Here is a 15,365-nt window from a genome sequence, read left to right as displayed (position 1 = left end):
TTATGATTTACGACGTCAAAAGCAAGATGAGCGATTGATTTAAGTATTGGCCTTTGAGGTACTGAACTTTCCAACTTTGCAACCTTACCACTTTACCACCTTACCACCTTACACCAATAACCTCTAACCACTAACCAACCTTTGAAATCCTCTACCATCCTCAAAACCGCAGCGATCTTCGGAGCGTTGGCCGTCGGCATCGGAGCCTTCGGTGCACACGGATTGAAGCCCTTGCTGGAAAGCAGCGGCAGATTGGAAACCTTCGAAACCGCCGTGAAATACCACTTTTACCACGCATTTGCGCTGCTCGCCCTCGGGATTTGGACTTCGGTCAAGCCGGAGATGCAAAAGACCGCGCTAAGCTTTTGGGGTTTTTCCTTGGGGATTTTGGTTTTCTCAGGATCGCTGTACACCCTTTGCCTGACCGGCGTCACCTGGCTGGGCGCCATCACTCCACTCGGCGGCGTGGCCTTTATCGTCGGTTGGCTGGGATTGATACCGCTCGCCGCAGAATCCAAGTCCTAAGCCAATCCATTTTCCTTCGATTTCCCAAGCCCGATGTCCAAGCCTAAGTCCTTACTTTCCAAGTTCCCCATATCCCAAGAGGCGATGGTTTTGGCTTTTGCTTTTTTCCTTGCGTTAGTCCCCGCCTCCGCCCAACTCAACCGCGACCAGTACGCCAGACTGGAATCCGCCTTGGGCGAAACGAGTTTTTTCAGCGGGCACTTGACGGGATTTATGCTTTACGATTTGGATTCCCAACGGGTCTTGTTTGAGAAAAACTCCCAAATCCGCTTCATTCCCGCATCGACGACCAAGCTGTTTACCCTTTTCTCCTCACTCCTGATCCTGCAAGACAGCACGCAAACCCTGCGCTATGTGGCGGATGGGGACACGCTGCGGATCTGGGGAAGTGGCGATCCGAGCTGGAAATACAAGGAATTTGCCCAGCCGGACTTCCGTCGCCTGTTGGCTCCCTTCCGTGCGGTGGTCTTCTCGGACGCCAACCAGCTCTCCCCGGAATTTGGCTACGGCTGGCAGTGGGATGACTACTACTTTGACTATGCCGCGGAGCGGACGTCCCTGCCGATCTATGGCAATCTGGTTCGGGTGAAAAAGTCCGGCAGTCAGGCGCTCGTTTTTCCGGCAAGCTTTCAGCCTTATGTCAGTACCACCACTCGCCCGATCAAGGAACTGGAGCGGGATTTCCATGCGAATACCTTTGAATACAACCCGCTGACTTTTCAGGGAAAAGAGGAGTTTATCCCCTTCCTCACCTCAGCGCAGCTTTTTGTGGACTTGGCCAGTTCGGAGACTGGAAAACCCTGGATCTATCGCGCCGACCCCTTGCCTGCGGAAAACCAAGTCTGGAGGGCCTCTCCGCTTTTTCCCCTTCTGAAAGAGATGATGCTCGAAAGCGACAACTTCATCGCCGAGCAGCTGATGCTGATGGTTTCGGACAGGCTTTTCCAAAACCTGGACACCGAGCGGGCCATCGAGTACATCCAAAAAACCTACCTTTTTGACCTGCCCGACCAGCCCAAGTGGGTGGACGGGAGCGGCCTGAGCCGCCACAATCTCTTCACGCCCCGATCCATGGTGGCTCTTTTTGACAAGCTCTACCGCATCCTACCCGAAGACCAACTCTACGACATCCTGCCGACGGGCGGTAGAACCGGAACGCTGAAAAACAGCTACCAGGCCGCGCAGCCCTACATTTTCGCCAAGACCGGCACCATGAGCAACAACCATAGCCTCGTCGGTCTGGTCAAAACCAAAAGCGGGAAAACGTATTGCTTTGCCTTCATGAACTCCAACTATCCCTACACCGCCTCCGTCGTGCGCAGGGAGATGGAAAAGGTCATGGTGATGGTGCGGGAGATGCTGTAATGGCGTCAGGTGTCGGATGACCGATGTCAGATGTTGGAATACCTTTTGCGAAAGCCTTGGCGGTTTGGCGCGCGATTCTCCGCAAAACGCTAACTTCAATTTTCATCCCCGATGTACATGGACAAAAGACATTTTCTGAAATCCCTAGGCCTCTTGGCCGGTACTGCTCCTTTTCTATCATTCAGCCCTTCGGCAAAAAATCCCTTAGCGGATGTGATCTTGCCCAAAGCGATCAAAAAAGGCGATACCGTCGGGATCATCTCCCCTTCTGCGGCTTCGGCTGATCGCATGGAGTTTACCTACGCCAAGGAAGCCATGGAAGCGTTGGGCTTCCAGGTAAAATTGGGCCAAAACCTGAAAAACCGTTTGGGGCATTTGGCGGGCACAGATGAAGAACGGGCCGGTGACCTGAACGCGATGTTTGGAGACCCCGAGGTCAAAATGGTGATCTGCATCCGGGGTGGTTCCGGTGCGGCGAGGATCTTGCCGCTGCTCGACTATGAACTGATCCGGAAAAACCCGAAACCCCTCCAAGGCTATTCCGACATCACAGCGCTGCACTCCGCCATCCAAAGCCAGACCGGCCTGATCACCTTCCACGGCCCCAACGGCTCTGGCAGCTGGAACAGCTTCAATGTAAAGCAGTTTGAAAAGGTATTTTTCGGTACCGAACCCATTGTCTTCAAAAACGAAACCAGCAAAGGGGACGACCTAGTTGCAAAGGGAAATCGCATCCAAACCCTCACTGGAGGCAAAGCCAAAGGGAAGATCCTGGGCGGAAACCTGACCGTGTTAACCGCTCTATCCGGGACGCCCTATTTCCCTGATTTTCAAGACGCTATTTTGTTCATAGAAGACATTGGGGAAGATCCCTACAAGATCGACCGCATGCTTAGTACGCTGAAGCTGAACGGCACACTGGACAAGATCAAAGGCTTTGTATTTGGGCAATGCTCCGACTGCACGCCAAGCGGTGGCTATGGAGCTTTCACGGTGGATCAGCTTTTAGACCATTACATTTTGCCGCTGAAAGTCCCGGCCTATAGCGGAGCCATGATCGGCCACGTCTCCCGGCAGTTTATCATCCCGGTGGGAGCACAGGTCGAGATGGATGCGGACTTGGGGACGATCACGGTGGGGCAGCGGCTTTTCCAATCTTGAGCAATCCATGATTAGTTTCCTTCTACTTATACAAATCTCTGCGGCAGTTTTTACCATGTCAGAATCCTCAGCTACCCAAAACAAACAACCCCTCACCTACCTTGCCCTCGGCGATAGCTATACCATCGGTGAAGGCGTGGAGGAAAAAGACCGCTACCCTGTCCAGCTGGTCCGCGAACTGAACCGATCCGGAAGCTTCTTCTTTTCCCCACCCGAGATCATCGCCCGGACCGGCTGGACGGTGGACGAACTCGAGGCTGGCATCAATTCCGCCGAACTCAGCCCCGAAGGCTATGACCTGGTCACGCTGCTGATCGGGGTAAACAACCAGTATCGAGGCCGACCAGTGGCGGAGTTTGAGATGGAATTTGAAGCGATGCTGAATCGGGCGATTGGATTTGCCAGGGGGAGAAAAGACCACGTCATCGTAGTCTCGATTCCAGACTGGGGAGTGACGCCTTTTGCGGCAGGCAAAGGGGTGGATCCGGAAAAAGTCGCACTGGAAATCAACGCCTTCAATGCCGCCAAACAGGCCGTGTGTAGCCAAATGGGAGTCGCCTTCGTCGGGATTACCGAAGACTATCGCGAAATCGGAGCCCAGCCAGAAATGGTCGTCGCGGACGAGCTCCATCCTTCCGGACTGGTCTATGCGCGATGGACTACAAAGCTTTTAACCCTAGTTCAAAAAACCGTCTTCTGATATGAAATTACTCCTCACACTACTCTCCGTTCTCCTGATGGCGCAGTCCTGTGAAAAACAGGAAAGCGAAGAAAACACTACCGAAATCTGGTGGGTCAACTCCGCCAAGATCGACTGCGTGGGGGTCGGCCCGATGAGCTGTATGCAGATCCAAAAGGGCGAAAGCCTAAAAGATGGTGAGTGGACGCTTTTCTATGACCAAATCTCCGGCTTCGACTACGAGCCAGGCTACATCTATCAGCTGGAAGTCCAAGTGACCCAGAAAGAAGAGCCCATTCCCGCAGACGCGTCTGCGCTTTCCTACCGATTGGTCAAAGAACTAAGCAAGACCTCCGACCCCAGGCTTGCCCTCACCAATATCTGGAAACTCCTGCATGTGGGGGCGATCAAGGATCCCAAGTCGGCAAAAGGCGAAGCTTTGACTTTTGAGATCAATGGGGCCCAAAGCTCCTATTTCGTTGAGACTGGCTGCAATTCCATCCGTGGAGCCATTGCTTTCGAAGGAGCAAAGGGCATCCGCTTCGGTCAGGGCGCGTCCACCATGATGGCCTGTCCAAACATGGAAGCGGAAAACGAAGTCAAAAAAGTGCTGGAGCTGGTTCGGACTTTTGAAATTGAAAACAACGTGCTCTATCTCCGTGATGAAAAAGGTGATGCGTTGATGAGTTTGCGGGCGGTGGACTGAGTCGATGCCTTTAGCGATAGTCGCGCTGATTGTATTGGTAGAGTTTCTTGGACTGAATTGCGGCGAATTAGCGCCTTTCAGTCCAGATCCTCGGATTTCTACTTGTATGGGTTACAAGACAATGAGCGTTTTATCTGGCTCTTCGATGCAATAATGCACCTGATAGGGAAATTTGCCAAGTGGCTTGTTACGCACATCTCGATAGGCAATTTGACAGTTGTACGGATTCCTTTTGATGTACTCCATAGCTGACTTCAAAGCCTGATAAAACCTATCCCCAAGCCTTTTTTCTTTGCCAGAATACCAGTCAATGATTTCATGGATATCATTCCGAGCGGAATCCAGAAGCTTGATTTTAAAGCTCACAGGTTTTTTTCGATCTCATCCATCACATCCTCCCAATCCCTGACATTGCCAGGATTGCTTTGATAAGATTCGATCCGCTCGTCCAACAGCGCCTTGTGGGATTCACTCAAACCGTTTTTTTGCTGCTGTTTGAAAGCTTGCAATTGCTCCAATACACTGCGATCCTGAAGCGTTGCTAGCCATTGAATAAGATCCAATTTGATTGCCTGTAGATCCATGGGAGTGATGGTTTGTTAGATCAAAGCTAGGGAATAAAGCGGATTGTTAGCCTAGTGTCGTTCAAGTACATGGACAAAAACAGTCCAGAAGTGGTGATCGGGGGAATTTTTGTTTCCGCCTTCGGGTTTTCCATTCTCCCGAGTATTCGGGGAGAGATCTTTTCAAACCAATATATTTTAACCACATGGATTTAAAACTCACAGGCAAAAAAGCCCTGATCAGCGGTTCCACCGCCGGTATCGGCTACGCCATCGCCCAGCGATTTTTGGCCGAAGGTGCCAGCGTCATCCTCAACGGACGCAGCGACGAAAGCGTCAACCAAGCCATTGCCGAGCTGAAAGCCGAATACCCAAACGGATCGGTCTCTGGCGTAGCGGCGGACTTCTCCAAAGTCGAAGACGTCAACCGACTAATCGCGGCAATCGACGAGATCGACATCCTCATCAACAATGCCGGGATCTTTGAGCCCAAAGCCTTTGCCGACATTCCTGACGAGGACTGGTTCCGCTTCTTTGAGATCAATGTACTGAGCGGCATCCGTCTAGCGCGCCACTATTTCCCAAAGATGCTGGCCAAAAACTGGGGGCGCGTCATCTTCATCTCCAGCGAATCGGGTGTTTTCATCCCCGATGAGATGATCCACTACGGCATGACCAAGACCGCCCAACTGGCCGTCAGTCGAGGTTTGGCCGAACTGACCAAAGGTACCGCCGTGACGGTAAATTCCATCCTTCCCGGCCCGACCAAGTCGAAGGGCGTGGGACAGTTTATCGAAGAGCTGGCCAGCTCGGGAGGGAAAAGTACCGCCGACGTGGAGCGGGAATTCTTCAAAGACATGCGTCCTACCTCCTTGATCCAGCGCTTTGCAGCCGTGGAGGAAGTAGCCGACACTGTGGTGTATTACTCCAGCCCACTCGCCTCCGCGACAAACGGTGCCTCAATCCGGGTGGAAGGTGGATTGGTGAAGTCGATTTTGTAAGGTTTACTGGATTCAAAAGAGAGGCTGATCATTTGGTCAGCCTCTTTTGCTTTGCTCGAATCACCCAGATGGAGGTATTCGGCCTTCACGGTTCATTTTTCCCGCAAAAATTGCCTCCATGCGGCAAATCCAATTAATTTCACGGACTTAAATGGAGCATGGTCTTTGCGCCTGTTTTCATTTTCGAATCCAGCTTTACTCTATGAAAATCATCTGCATTGGCCGAAACTACGCCGCCCATATCGAAGAACTCAAAAACGAAAAACCCGGCAAGCCGGTCGTATTCCTCAAGCCAGACACCGCACTGCTCAAAGGCGGCGCTCCCTTCTACCACCCTGACTTTTCGGAAAACATCCACCACGAACTGGAACTCGTGCTGAAGATCTCCAAGGAAGGAAAATACATCCAGCCCCAGTTTGCTCACCGCTACTTCGAGGAAATCGGTCTCGGGATAGACTTCACCGCCCGCGACCTGCAGGACCAATGCAAAGCCAAAGGCCTGCCCTGGGAGATTGCCAAAGCCTTCAATGGCTCGGCTCCCATCGGCGACTTCAAGCCGGTTTCTGATTTCGCAGACCTGAAAGATGTGGATTTCCATCTGGAGATCAACGGGGAGCTGCAGCAAAAAGGAAACACCAGCCTGATGCTCTTCGACTTTGCCACGATCATCTCGTACGTTTCCCAATTTTTCACCCTGAAAAAAGGCGACCTCATCTACACCGGCACGCCCGCTGGAGTCGGTCCGGTGAAGATCGGCGACAGGCTAACAGGATTTATCGGAACCGAAAAAATGCTGGATTTTGAAGTTAAGTAAGCTTTTTCCGCTAGCGCTGCTCGTGGGTTTTTGTATTTCTTTCAGCAGTTTTTCCCAAGATATCCAGAAGGGCTACTTCCGCTCCCCGGTCAAGCCCGGAGGAAGAAACTACCTCAGCGGCAACTTCGCGGAGCTCCGCCCCAACCACTTCCACACCGGCCTGGACTATAAGTTTGGCGGGTCGGAAGGCGAACCTATTTACGCCGCCGCGGATGGCTGGGTACACCGAATCAAGATCTCTTCCTTCGGCTATGGCAACGTGATCTACCTGAAGCATCCCAGCGGCAACATTACGCTCTATGGGCATTTGAGAAACTTCAACCCCAAACTTCAGGCTTGGATGCGACAAAAGCTCTATGAAGCTCAGGCCAACGAACTGGAAGTAACTCCAGAACCAGGTGAGCTCTCCGTCAAAAAAGGTGAACTCATCGCCAACGGAGGCAACACGGGAAGTTCTGGGGGACCGCATTTGCACTTCGAAATCCGTGATAGCTTGGACCGAGCGATGGATCCGCTTTTGGCAGGCCTGCCTGAAATTATCGACAACATCCCTCCCACACCTCAAAAAATCGCCATTGTCCCCTTGGAGATCGACAGCCGGGTCAATGGCAAATTCCAACGGCTGGAAATCACCCCAGTGCTGAGTGGTGCGAGCTACAAGATCCCCGAAACCATCAAAGTCACCGGGAAAGTGGGTCTGGAAATCCAAAGCTACGACAAGCTGGACGGGGCAAACAACCAAAACGGCTACCCGAAATTTGAAGTGGCCGACGACAGCGGCTCGCTCTTCAGCTTGGTCGTGGACAAAGTGGACTTCAACTACACGCGACATTTCCTGCTCCACACGCATCTCAACCGCTTCACCAAGCTGTATTTCCAGCCGAATCTGAAGTTTGATTTCTTCACTCCCAATACGCCCGGTACCGGAGAACTCCAGGTGGAAGCAGGGCAGAAAAAGAACGTTCAGATCAAGCTTTCCGACGCCTACAACAATACCCGCCTGGTCAACCTGACCTTGACCGGAGCGGATTTGGATTCGACTGTGTCCGACGGCTCAGCCCCTGGCAGCGCGCAAGCGAGCTACCAAAACCACCACATGAAGATCCGCGTCGCGCAGACCGACAAGGGCGGATTGGCCAAGTTTTTCATCGCAAACACGGTCTATGAGGTCCTTCCGGCCTACCAAGACGCGCAGACGCGAACCTACCTATGGGATCTGCGATTTGGCGTTCCGACCAAGATTGACCTTTGTTCAGAGATCTTCGATCCACAGCTCTTTGGCCATTTCCCTGTGGGAAAAGAGCATCTCCACGCCACGGATCGGCTGACGGTAAAGGTGGCGGAAAACAGCCTCTTGGAAGACCTGTATCTGCGGGTAGGCTTTTCCGGAAGTCCTTCCGCACCGGTGTTGAGACTGCAAGAAACGACCGAATACCTCTGGAATCCCATCGAGGTGCTCTGGGACGTGAGCGGGTACACGGGAGACAAAAGCAAAACCCACGTGTACCTCCGTTCGCCAAACGGCTCCAGGTCTTTTGCCGGGGGTGATTGGGAAGGCGGACAAATCCGCTTCAAAACCAGAAATTTTGGTAGTTTTGTCCTCGCCGTGGACGACGTGAAGCCGACGATCTCCGTGATCCGCGCCAACAGCCAAGGACTGCGCTTTACCATCAAGGACAACCTCTCGGGCATCAAGAGCTTTGAGGCCTTCGTGGACGGCAAGTGGGTGCTCATGCGCTACGAGCACAAGCAGGCGGTCATCTGGTCTGAGACGCTCAATGGCGAGCCCCTCCGCGGTGCCGCTGTGCTGCGGGTGACCGATATGGCGGGAAACGTCGCCGAATGGAAAGGGACGATTTCCTGAGTTTTTAATTTTAAAAGTGAAGTAAGAATGTCATTAGAAGTTGGCCAAGTGGCCCCCGATTTTGAAGCGAAAAACGAAAACGGAGAACTGGTAAAACTCTCCTCCCTCCGGGGCAAAAAGGTGGTTCTCTATTTTTACCCCAAAGACAATACCCCGACCTGTACCACCCAGTCCTGTAACCTTCGAGACAATCACGAGGCGCTGCTTAAGGCTGGCTACGTGGTGCTGGGCGTGAGCTCGGACAGTGAAAAGTCACACCGCAACTTTATCAAGAAACAATCCCTGCCCTTTTCGCTGATCTCCGATCCGGAGCAAAAGGTCCAAAACCTTTACGGCGTCTGGGGTGAAAAAACGACCTTTGGAAAAACCTACATGGGAACCATCCGCACGACTTTTGTCATCGACGAAGCGGGCAAAATCTCGGAAATCATCCAAAAAGTCGAATCCAAAAACCACACGGCTCAAATCCTAAAATAAACCTATAGACATGGGAAAACAATCAATCGAACAACTCCAAAAGGTCGCCACACAGCTCCGCAGGGACGTGTTGCGCATGGTGCATGCGGTGCAGTCTGGCCACCCAGGCGCGCCACTGGGCTGCGCAGAATTCTTTGTGGCTCTGTACTTTGACCAGCTTCACCACAACCCTGACTTCAAGATGGACGGCAAGGGTGAGGATCTCTTTTTCCTTTCCAACGGACACCTTTCCGCAGGCTGGTATTCCGTGCTGGCTCGCAGCGGCTACTTCCCGGTAGAAGAGCTGAAGACTTTCCGCAAGCTCAACTCCAGGCTTCAAGGCCACCCCGCTACCCACGAGCACCTTCCCGGTATTCGCGTGGCTTCCGGCTCCTTGGGACAGGGGCTGTCCGTCGCCATTGGAGTGGCTCAAGCCAAGAAAATCGAAAAGGACGACAAGTTGGTCTACATCCTCATGGGTGACGGCGAGCTGCAGGAAGGACAAATCTGGGAAGCGGCCATGTATGCCGCCCACCAAAAAGTGGACAACCTGATCGCCACCGTGGACTACAACGGTCAGCAGATCGACGGCCCGACCGAGAAGATCATGGACCTGAAGAACCTGAAGGCCAAATGGGAATCCTTTGGCTGGGTAGTCAACGAAATCACCAACGGCAACGACATGCAGTCTGTGCTGGATGGTTTGGAAAAAGCCAAAGAACTGGCTGGAAAAGGCAAGCCTGTCGTGAACCTGCTCTACACCGAGATGGGCTATGGCGTGGACTTCATGGTCGGCACGCACAAGTGGCACGGCTCCCCTCCCAACGACGAGCAGCTGGCCAACGCTTTGGGACAACTCGAAGAGACCCTCGGCGACTATTAATTTCCCCTTCCAAATGACCTTATCATGAGCTTAGACTTAAAATTCACTTATACAGAAAAGAAAGACACCCGCTCCGGTTTCGGTGACGGTTTCCTGGAAGCAGGGAGAAAAAATCCCAATGTCGTAGGCCTTTGCGCTGACCTCATCGGCTCCCTGAAGATGGGCGACTTCCAAAAAGAGTTTCCCGAACGGTTCTTCCAGACCGGCATCGCCGAGGCAAACATGATCGGCATCTCCGCTGGTTTGGCTATCGGCGGCAAAATTCCTTTCGCGGGTACTTTTGCCAACTTTGCCACCGGCCGTGTCTATGACCAGATCCGCCAGTCCGTAGCCTATTCAGACAAAAACGTGAAAATCTGCGCCTCACACGCAGGCTTGACCCTGGGTGAAGACGGTGCTACCCACCAGATCCTCGAAGATCTCGGCATGATGAAGATGCTTCCCCACATGACGGTGATCAACCCTTGCGACTACAACCAGACCAAAGCCGCGACTTTGGCGATTGCGGAGCACGAGGGCCCGGTTTACCTGAGATTCGGTCGTCCGAGCTGGCCTATCTTTACTCCTAAAGACCAAAAGTTTGAGATCGGCAAGGCGTGGAAGATGATCGACGGCAAGGACGTGACCATCTTCGCTACTGGCCACTTGGTATGGGAAGCCGTAGTCGCTGAGGCCATGCTCCGTGAGGAAGGCATCCACGCCGAGGTGATCAACATCCACACCATCAAGCCACTGGACGAGGAAGCGATCCTCGAGTCTGTGAAAAAGACCGGTTGCGCGGTATCCGCCGAGGAGCACCAGATCAACGGAGGCCTGGGCGACAGCATCGCCCAAACGCTGATCCGCCACAATCCGGCTCCGCTGGAGTACGTCGGTGTCAACGACAGCTTTGGCGAGTCTGGTACTCCGACCCAATTGCTTGAAAAATATGGCCTGAACGCCGAAAACATCGTGAAAGCTGCGAAAGCCGCCATCGCGAGAAAATAAGCCAAAAGCCTTCCAAAATATAAAACCACAGCTGGCATGGCTGTGGTTTTTCGGTTTTAGGGGTAGGCGCTGGCGAAATCATCCCTTTTCGCTAGCCCTTTTGGGCTGATCGGAGGTAATGAACATGTACCCCCTATTTTCAGCCAAACCATGAAAAAGACCTTTCTTCGCATTTTTTCAAACCAAACTTTTGTCATCCCCCTCCTTCTCATTTTTGCCAACTCACCGGTTTTCGCCCAAACCTACGCCGAGAAGCTAGGCTGGCCGAAAGACAAAAAGGTGGTGATCTTCCACGTGGACGACGCGGGCATGTCGAGGGAGTCGAACGAGGGCACGTTTCAGTCTCTGGAGGGCGGCATCGCTACCTCTTGCAGCGTCATGATGCCCTGTCCCTGGGCCGGGACGTTTATGCGTGAGACCAAGGGAAAGGCACCTATCGATGCGGGTCTGCACTTGGTGTTGACTTCGGAATGGAAAGGCTACCGCTGGGAGCCTTTGGCGGGGAAAAGCCTGGTGCCCGGACTGCATGATCCCGAAGGTTCCTTTTGGCACACAGTCGAAGAGGTGGTCGCACACGCCAGCCCCGAGGAGGTTTACATCGAGCTCAAGGCCCAGATAGACCGTTCGCTCAACATGGGCATCCGTCCCACGCACCTGGATTCACATATGGGGACGGTCTTTGCCCATCCCAAATTTTTGGAGAAATACATCCAACTCGGGGTCGAGTACGGCATTCCGGTGATGTTTCCCGGCGGCAACAACGTCCTGCTGGAAGAATGCCAGCAAGCGCCGGTCATCCAAAAGCTGAAAGCGGAAGGAAAGTATGTCGAAGGCATGGAACTGCCCAAGATCGAAATCTTGGAGCAGGCTCCCCTCCTAGGCGAAAAGATCTGGGCGATGGGACTCCCGGTGCTCGACGACCTGCACACGATGAGCGGAGACTGGAAGCCTGCGACAGCTGGCTACTCCCCAAAAGAACACGCCGATTACAAAGTAGCCGAGTTCAAGCGCATTTTGGCCAAAATGCAACCCGGACTGGCCATGGTCATCGTCCACAGCACTACGCACAACGAAAACTTCGACACCATTTCCGGCTCGGGCCGTTCGCGACAAGCGGACCTGGATGCCATGCGTTCTCCAGACTTGAAATCCTACATCGAGCAAAACGGCATCATCCTGACCACCTGGCGGGAGGTCATGGAAAGACGAAAAAACGTAAACGAGTAAAGACAAAAACTTTCCCCTCAAGCCTCCTTGACAAGGGAAACTCCCTCATGAAAACATCCCACCGAAACCCCAGAAGGGACTTTTTGCAGAAAGTCTCCCTCGGAACACTTTCCTTGACTACCTTGATAGGCCTTGACCAAACCCTCTTCGCTTCCGATTCGCCGGAAACCAGAAAGAAAACCCTTTCCGACAGGTTAAAAACAGGGCAAAGGAAATTTGTGCCGGTGATGCTGACGCCCTTCGAATCAGACCTGAAAATCGATTTTCAGGCCTTGGGCAAACTCACTGACTTTTACCTCGCCTGCGGAGCCAAAGGTTTCTTCGCAAATTGTCTGAGCAGCGAAATGTACCACCTCGACAATGCGGAGCGCCTCGCCCTAGCCCGCCATGTGGTGAAGCAGGTGAACGGAAAAATGCCGGTGGTGGCAACGGGCTCTTTTGGGGATACCATTGAGGAAAAGGCGGAGTTTGCGAAGAAAATGTACGATACCGGAGTCGACGCAGTCATCCTGATCAGCAGCCACTTCGCCGACAAGGAGGAGGATGACGCCGTATTGATCCGTAATCTCGAAAGGTTCCTAAGCCTCACCGGCGACATCCCTTTGGGCACTTACGAATGCCCCTCTCCCTACAAGAGGATCATTTCTCCCGAAGTGATGCGTTTTATGGTTTCTTCAAAGCGCTTCACCTATCACAAAGACACCAGTCTTGACCTGGATTTGATCCAAGCCAAACTGGAGATTAGCAAAGGCAGTCCACTGGAGTTTTATGACGCCCACACGCCAAACACCATGGACTCCCTCCAACTGGGAGCCAAGGGAATGTCCTGCATTGCAGGAAATCTCTACCCCGAGCTCTTCTCATGGATGTGCGCCAACGCCAACAACCCGGCAAAACAGGCCGATGTCCTGTGGCTTCAGGCAGAGCTGACGCAGGCGGACTCGATCATTTCCCAAGGCTACCCGATCAGCGCCAAATACTTCCTGCAAAAGCGGGGTGTGCCTATACTCCCCCTCGCCCGGTCAAAAAACACCCCGCTGACCGACGAGCAAAAAAAGGCTTTGGACCTGATCTTCGAAATGCTGCCGCATTGGCACGAGCGGCTGGGGATAGAAATCGGCTAAACCAAGCCTGGACTTTGGGATTTTAACTTCTTGTCAAAAAGGACGTTAGTAACTGTTCGACCCCGAATCCAAATTCGAAACCAAATTGGGCAATCTCTCCTGGTTTTTTTCGGGGCAGACAAACAAACCAAACCCTTGCCACCATGAAGTTCAGTCCGCTATCTACGCTTGTCTTGTTTTTTCTCGTCGCCACGGTGACCGCATGCACCCAAACTGACCCGGGCGATCCTCCCAGTCCGGCGAGCTACCAAGTCACGGAGGCCTTTCCAAACCTGAGTTTCAACAGGCCGGTGGACTTACAGCATGCCGGGGACGGCAGCGGCAGACTGTTTGTCGTGGAGCAGCGCGGGGTGATTTCAGTTTTCAAAAACGAGGCGCAGACGAATGAAAAAACCACATTCCTCGACATCGAGTCCCAAGTGGATGACAGCGGTAACGAAGAAGGACTGCTCGGCTTGGCTTTTCATCCTAACTACAAAAGCAACGGCTACTTCTACGTCAACTATACCGCCTCCAATCCAAACCGTACGGTGATCTCCAGGTTCAAGGTGTCTGCAAATGCCAACTCGGCTGACAAGGCCTCCGAACTGGTTCTCTTGGAAATCCAGCAGCCCTACTCCAACCATAACGGTGGCCAAGTGGCTTTTGGCCCAGACGGATACCTCTACATCGCGGTAGGCGATGGGGGCAGCGGCGGGGATCCGGAAGGGCATGGGCAAAATCTTAAAACCCTTCTGGGAACGATCTTGCGCATCGACGTGAACAAAACCGAGGGAGGCAAAAACTACGGCATCCCTGCCGACAATCCCTTTGCGGGAAACACAGAGGGATTTATGAAGGAAATCTATGCCTTTGGCCTGCGAAACCCCTGGCGCTTCAGTTTCGACAGCGAGACAGGCCAGCTATGGGCGGGAGACGTAGGCCAAAACAACTACGAGGAGATTGACATCATCGAAAAGGGCGGCAACTACGGCTGGAACATCGCCGAGGGCAACCACTGCTTCAGACCCGCAAATTGCGACTTGGGCTTTGTTGATCCGCCGGTATGGGAATATGGTCGGTCTGAGGGCGTGTCCATCACCGGGGGCTACGTGTATCGAGGCTCCGCAATGCCGCAGCTTCAGGGGAAGTACGTTTATGCGGATTTTGGTACGGGCAGAGTGTGGAGCCTGGACGCCTCCAACCCCCAAAACCCAGTGAACGAAGAGCTTTTCAAGACCAATTTTAACATTTCTTCTTTTGGAGTGGATGAAAACAAAAACCTCTATCTCTGCGCCTTCGACAGCAAAATCTACCGGCTGGAATACCAGTGACGGAGGCTTCATTTTCGGCTAGCGCAAGTGGATGGGCTTCAAGCCATGAGGTACTCGCTTTCCTCGATACAACGCTTGCAGGATTCTTTGCACTTTTGGCTGATGGGCTCGGAACACCCTTCGCAAAGCTTCAAAAAAGAACGGCAGGCGTGGGCTGCAGACTGGATCAGCAGTCCCCGTATCGCCACTTGTGCAGATTCAAAGGCCTCCACGCAGTCCAGGCAGGCCGTTCTGCATTCCTGCGCTTTGGAAACAGAAAGGCTGGCATTTTCTCCCTTGGGCAACATCCCAATATACTCGGAACAGTCGCGAGCACATCGCATCAAGGCCATGATGTAGTCGCTTTTCATCAAGGTCAGGCTCATCGGGTCTGGGTTTAGTTTGTACTAAAAGAACAGGTCGAAAAAACTGGATAGCTCCAGTGTCATTTCGACCCTATCCCATATCCGTACCAAGTGCACGGAAAACACCTCCTAACCGAACACTTAGGGAGATTAAAGTCCAAATTCAACCAAAAAAAGTCAGGCTTGGAATTGGCGGCAGCAAATCAGCTTGTCCAACTTGGGGTACTTTTTGCCAAGCTGTAGAAATTGTTCCACTTACATCGCTAGTCAGCTTCGAGTGGCCACAAGATGATAGATCCAAACCCATCTTTTCAAATTCGCAAAAGCCTGGCTATCCCTAAAAGCCCACACGC

Annotated in this window: 17 protein-coding genes; 14 read left to right on the top strand and 3 right to left on the bottom strand. The window is 52.9% G+C overall.

Annotated features, from left to right (window positions below; all coding sequences use genetic code 11):
* The first annotated feature begins 141 nt into the window (after window positions 1-141).
* From J0A68_RS07005 to J0A68_RS06985, 5 genes are all read left to right on the top strand, one after another.
* A complete protein-coding gene (locus tag J0A68_RS07005; protein WP_206577470.1) occupies window positions 142-525 on the top strand; it encodes a DUF423 domain-containing protein in 384 nt (127 codons plus the stop codon).
* Window positions 526-558: 33 nt separating this feature from the next.
* Window positions 559-1,890 carry a D-alanyl-D-alanine carboxypeptidase/D-alanyl-D-alanine-endopeptidase gene (locus tag J0A68_RS07000; RefSeq protein WP_236021386.1) on the top strand — a complete coding sequence of 444 codons (1,332 nt, stop codon included), beginning with the start codon at window positions 559-561 and terminating at the stop codon, window positions 1,888-1,890.
* Between the two features lie 117 nt (window positions 1,891-2,007).
* Window positions 2,008-3,051 carry a S66 peptidase family protein gene (locus tag J0A68_RS06995; protein ID WP_206577469.1) on the top strand — a complete coding sequence of 348 codons (1,044 nt, stop codon included), beginning with the start codon at window positions 2,008-2,010 and terminating at the stop codon, window positions 3,049-3,051.
* 55 nt (window positions 3,052-3,106) lie between these two features.
* The gene (locus tag J0A68_RS06990) at window positions 3,107-3,751 is read left to right on the top strand and encodes an SGNH/GDSL hydrolase family protein (protein ID WP_206577468.1); all 645 of its coding nucleotides are present in this window, start codon (window positions 3,107-3,109) and stop codon (window positions 3,749-3,751) included.
* A 1-nt stretch (window position 3,752) separates the two neighbouring features.
* Window positions 3,753-4,436: a DUF4377 domain-containing protein gene (locus J0A68_RS06985; RefSeq protein ID WP_206577467.1), complete on the top strand. Its 684-nt coding sequence runs from the start codon at window positions 3,753-3,755 to the stop codon at window positions 4,434-4,436.
* 111 nt (window positions 4,437-4,547) lie between these two features.
* On the opposite strand, the gene J0A68_RS06980 is transcribed toward J0A68_RS06985, so the two are convergent.
* Together J0A68_RS06980 and J0A68_RS06975 are read right to left on the bottom strand one after the other, a co-directional pair.
* Window positions 4,548-4,802, bottom strand: a complete 255-nt coding sequence (locus tag J0A68_RS06980; protein WP_206577466.1) for a type II toxin-antitoxin system RelE/ParE family toxin — start codon at window positions 4,800-4,802, stop codon at window positions 4,548-4,550.
* Entirely contained in the window at window positions 4,799-5,020 is a 222-nt protein-coding gene (locus tag J0A68_RS06975; protein WP_206577465.1) for an addiction module protein, read from the bottom strand. The genes J0A68_RS06980 and J0A68_RS06975 overlap by 4 nt, the downstream gene beginning before the upstream one ends.
* Before the next feature lie 185 nt (window positions 5,021-5,205).
* Here J0A68_RS06975 and J0A68_RS06970 point away from each other — a divergent pair, with 185 nt between their 5' ends.
* The 9 genes from J0A68_RS06970 to J0A68_RS06930 all read left to right on the top strand — a co-directional run bounded on the left by J0A68_RS06970 (window position 5,206) and on the right by J0A68_RS06930 (window position 14,668).
* A complete protein-coding gene (locus J0A68_RS06970) occupies window positions 5,206-6,000 on the top strand; it encodes an SDR family NAD(P)-dependent oxidoreductase (protein ID WP_206577464.1) in 795 nt (264 codons plus the stop codon).
* Window positions 6,001-6,202: 202 nt separating this feature from the next.
* The gene (locus tag J0A68_RS06965; RefSeq protein ID WP_206577463.1) at window positions 6,203-6,814 is read left to right on the top strand and encodes a fumarylacetoacetate hydrolase family protein; all 612 of its coding nucleotides are present in this window, start codon (window positions 6,203-6,205) and stop codon (window positions 6,812-6,814) included.
* Complete coding sequence (locus tag J0A68_RS06960) at window positions 6,801-8,678, top strand: M23 family metallopeptidase (protein WP_236021385.1); 1,878 nt, start codon at window positions 6,801-6,803, stop codon at window positions 8,676-8,678. Before J0A68_RS06965 ends, J0A68_RS06960 begins: the two co-directional genes overlap by 14 nt.
* A 27-nt stretch (window positions 8,679-8,705) precedes the next feature.
* Window positions 8,706-9,155 (top strand): thioredoxin-dependent thiol peroxidase, encoded by a 450-nt coding sequence (gene bcp, locus J0A68_RS06955; protein ID WP_206577462.1) that lies wholly within the window; start codon window positions 8,706-8,708, stop codon window positions 9,153-9,155.
* Between the two features lie 10 nt (window positions 9,156-9,165).
* Window positions 9,166-10,017 carry a transketolase gene (locus J0A68_RS06950; RefSeq protein WP_206577461.1) on the top strand — a complete coding sequence of 284 codons (852 nt, stop codon included), beginning with the start codon at window positions 9,166-9,168 and terminating at the stop codon, window positions 10,015-10,017.
* Between the two features lie 24 nt (window positions 10,018-10,041).
* Complete coding sequence (locus tag J0A68_RS06945; RefSeq protein ID WP_206577460.1) at window positions 10,042-11,004, top strand: transketolase family protein; 963 nt, start codon at window positions 10,042-10,044, stop codon at window positions 11,002-11,004.
* 150 nt (window positions 11,005-11,154) lie between these two features.
* Window positions 11,155-12,231 carry a polysaccharide deacetylase family protein gene (locus J0A68_RS06940; RefSeq protein WP_206577459.1) on the top strand — a complete coding sequence of 359 codons (1,077 nt, stop codon included), beginning with the start codon at window positions 11,155-11,157 and terminating at the stop codon, window positions 12,229-12,231.
* A gap of 47 nt (window positions 12,232-12,278) precedes the next feature.
* Window positions 12,279-13,355, top strand: coding sequence for a dihydrodipicolinate synthase family protein (locus tag J0A68_RS06935; RefSeq protein ID WP_206577458.1), 1,077 nt, complete (start codon window positions 12,279-12,281; stop codon window positions 13,353-13,355).
* 143 nt (window positions 13,356-13,498) lie between these two features.
* Window positions 13,499-14,668 (top strand): PQQ-dependent sugar dehydrogenase, encoded by a 1,170-nt coding sequence (locus J0A68_RS06930; protein WP_206577457.1) that lies wholly within the window; start codon window positions 13,499-13,501, stop codon window positions 14,666-14,668.
* 38 nt (window positions 14,669-14,706) lie between these two features.
* Here the strand turns inward: J0A68_RS06930 and J0A68_RS06925 are convergent, their stop codons facing one another.
* On the bottom strand, window positions 14,707-15,033 hold the full coding sequence (locus J0A68_RS06925; protein WP_206577456.1) for a hypothetical protein: 327 nt from the start codon (window positions 15,031-15,033) through the stop codon (window positions 14,707-14,709).
* Between the last annotated feature and the right edge of the window lie 332 nt (window positions 15,034-15,365).

The organism is Algoriphagus oliviformis (assembly GCF_017254915.1).
Taxonomy (GTDB): domain Bacteria; phylum Bacteroidota; class Bacteroidia; order Cytophagales; family Cyclobacteriaceae; genus Algoriphagus; species Algoriphagus oliviformis.
The sequence above is the reverse complement of the archived record's forward strand: the minus strand, read 5'-3'. Positions and strand labels throughout refer to the sequence as shown.

Excerpts from the sequence above, each read along its gene's own strand:
- J0A68_RS07000 (WP_236021386.1), top strand. The coding sequence starts at position 559 with ATGTCCAAGCCTAAGTCCTTACTTTCCAAGTTCCCCATATCCCAAGAG.
- J0A68_RS06995 (WP_206577469.1), top strand. The coding sequence starts at position 2,008 with ATGGACAAAAGACATTTTCTGAAATCCCTAGGCCTCTTGGCCGGTACT.
- J0A68_RS06990 (WP_206577468.1), top strand. The coding sequence starts at position 3,107 with ATGTCAGAATCCTCAGCTACCCAAAACAAACAACCCCTCACCTACCTT.
- J0A68_RS06985 (WP_206577467.1), top strand. The coding sequence starts at position 3,753 with ATGAAATTACTCCTCACACTACTCTCCGTTCTCCTGATGGCGCAGTCC.
- J0A68_RS06975 (WP_206577465.1), bottom strand. The coding sequence starts at position 5,020 with ATGGATCTACAGGCAATCAAATTGGATCTTATTCAATGGCTAGCAACG.
- J0A68_RS06970 (WP_206577464.1), top strand. The coding sequence starts at position 5,206 with ATGGATTTAAAACTCACAGGCAAAAAAGCCCTGATCAGCGGTTCCACC.
- J0A68_RS06965 (WP_206577463.1), top strand. The coding sequence starts at position 6,203 with ATGAAAATCATCTGCATTGGCCGAAACTACGCCGCCCATATCGAAGAA.
- bcp (WP_206577462.1), top strand. The coding sequence starts at position 8,706 with ATGTCATTAGAAGTTGGCCAAGTGGCCCCCGATTTTGAAGCGAAAAAC.
- J0A68_RS06950 (WP_206577461.1), top strand. The coding sequence starts at position 9,166 with ATGGGAAAACAATCAATCGAACAACTCCAAAAGGTCGCCACACAGCTC.
- J0A68_RS06945 (WP_206577460.1), top strand. The coding sequence starts at position 10,042 with ATGAGCTTAGACTTAAAATTCACTTATACAGAAAAGAAAGACACCCGC.
- J0A68_RS06940 (WP_206577459.1), top strand. The coding sequence starts at position 11,155 with ATGAAAAAGACCTTTCTTCGCATTTTTTCAAACCAAACTTTTGTCATC.
- J0A68_RS06935 (WP_206577458.1), top strand. The coding sequence starts at position 12,279 with ATGAAAACATCCCACCGAAACCCCAGAAGGGACTTTTTGCAGAAAGTC.
- J0A68_RS06930 (WP_206577457.1), top strand. The coding sequence starts at position 13,499 with ATGAAGTTCAGTCCGCTATCTACGCTTGTCTTGTTTTTTCTCGTCGCC.
- J0A68_RS06925 (WP_206577456.1), bottom strand. The coding sequence starts at position 15,033 with ATGAGCCTGACCTTGATGAAAAGCGACTACATCATGGCCTTGATGCGA.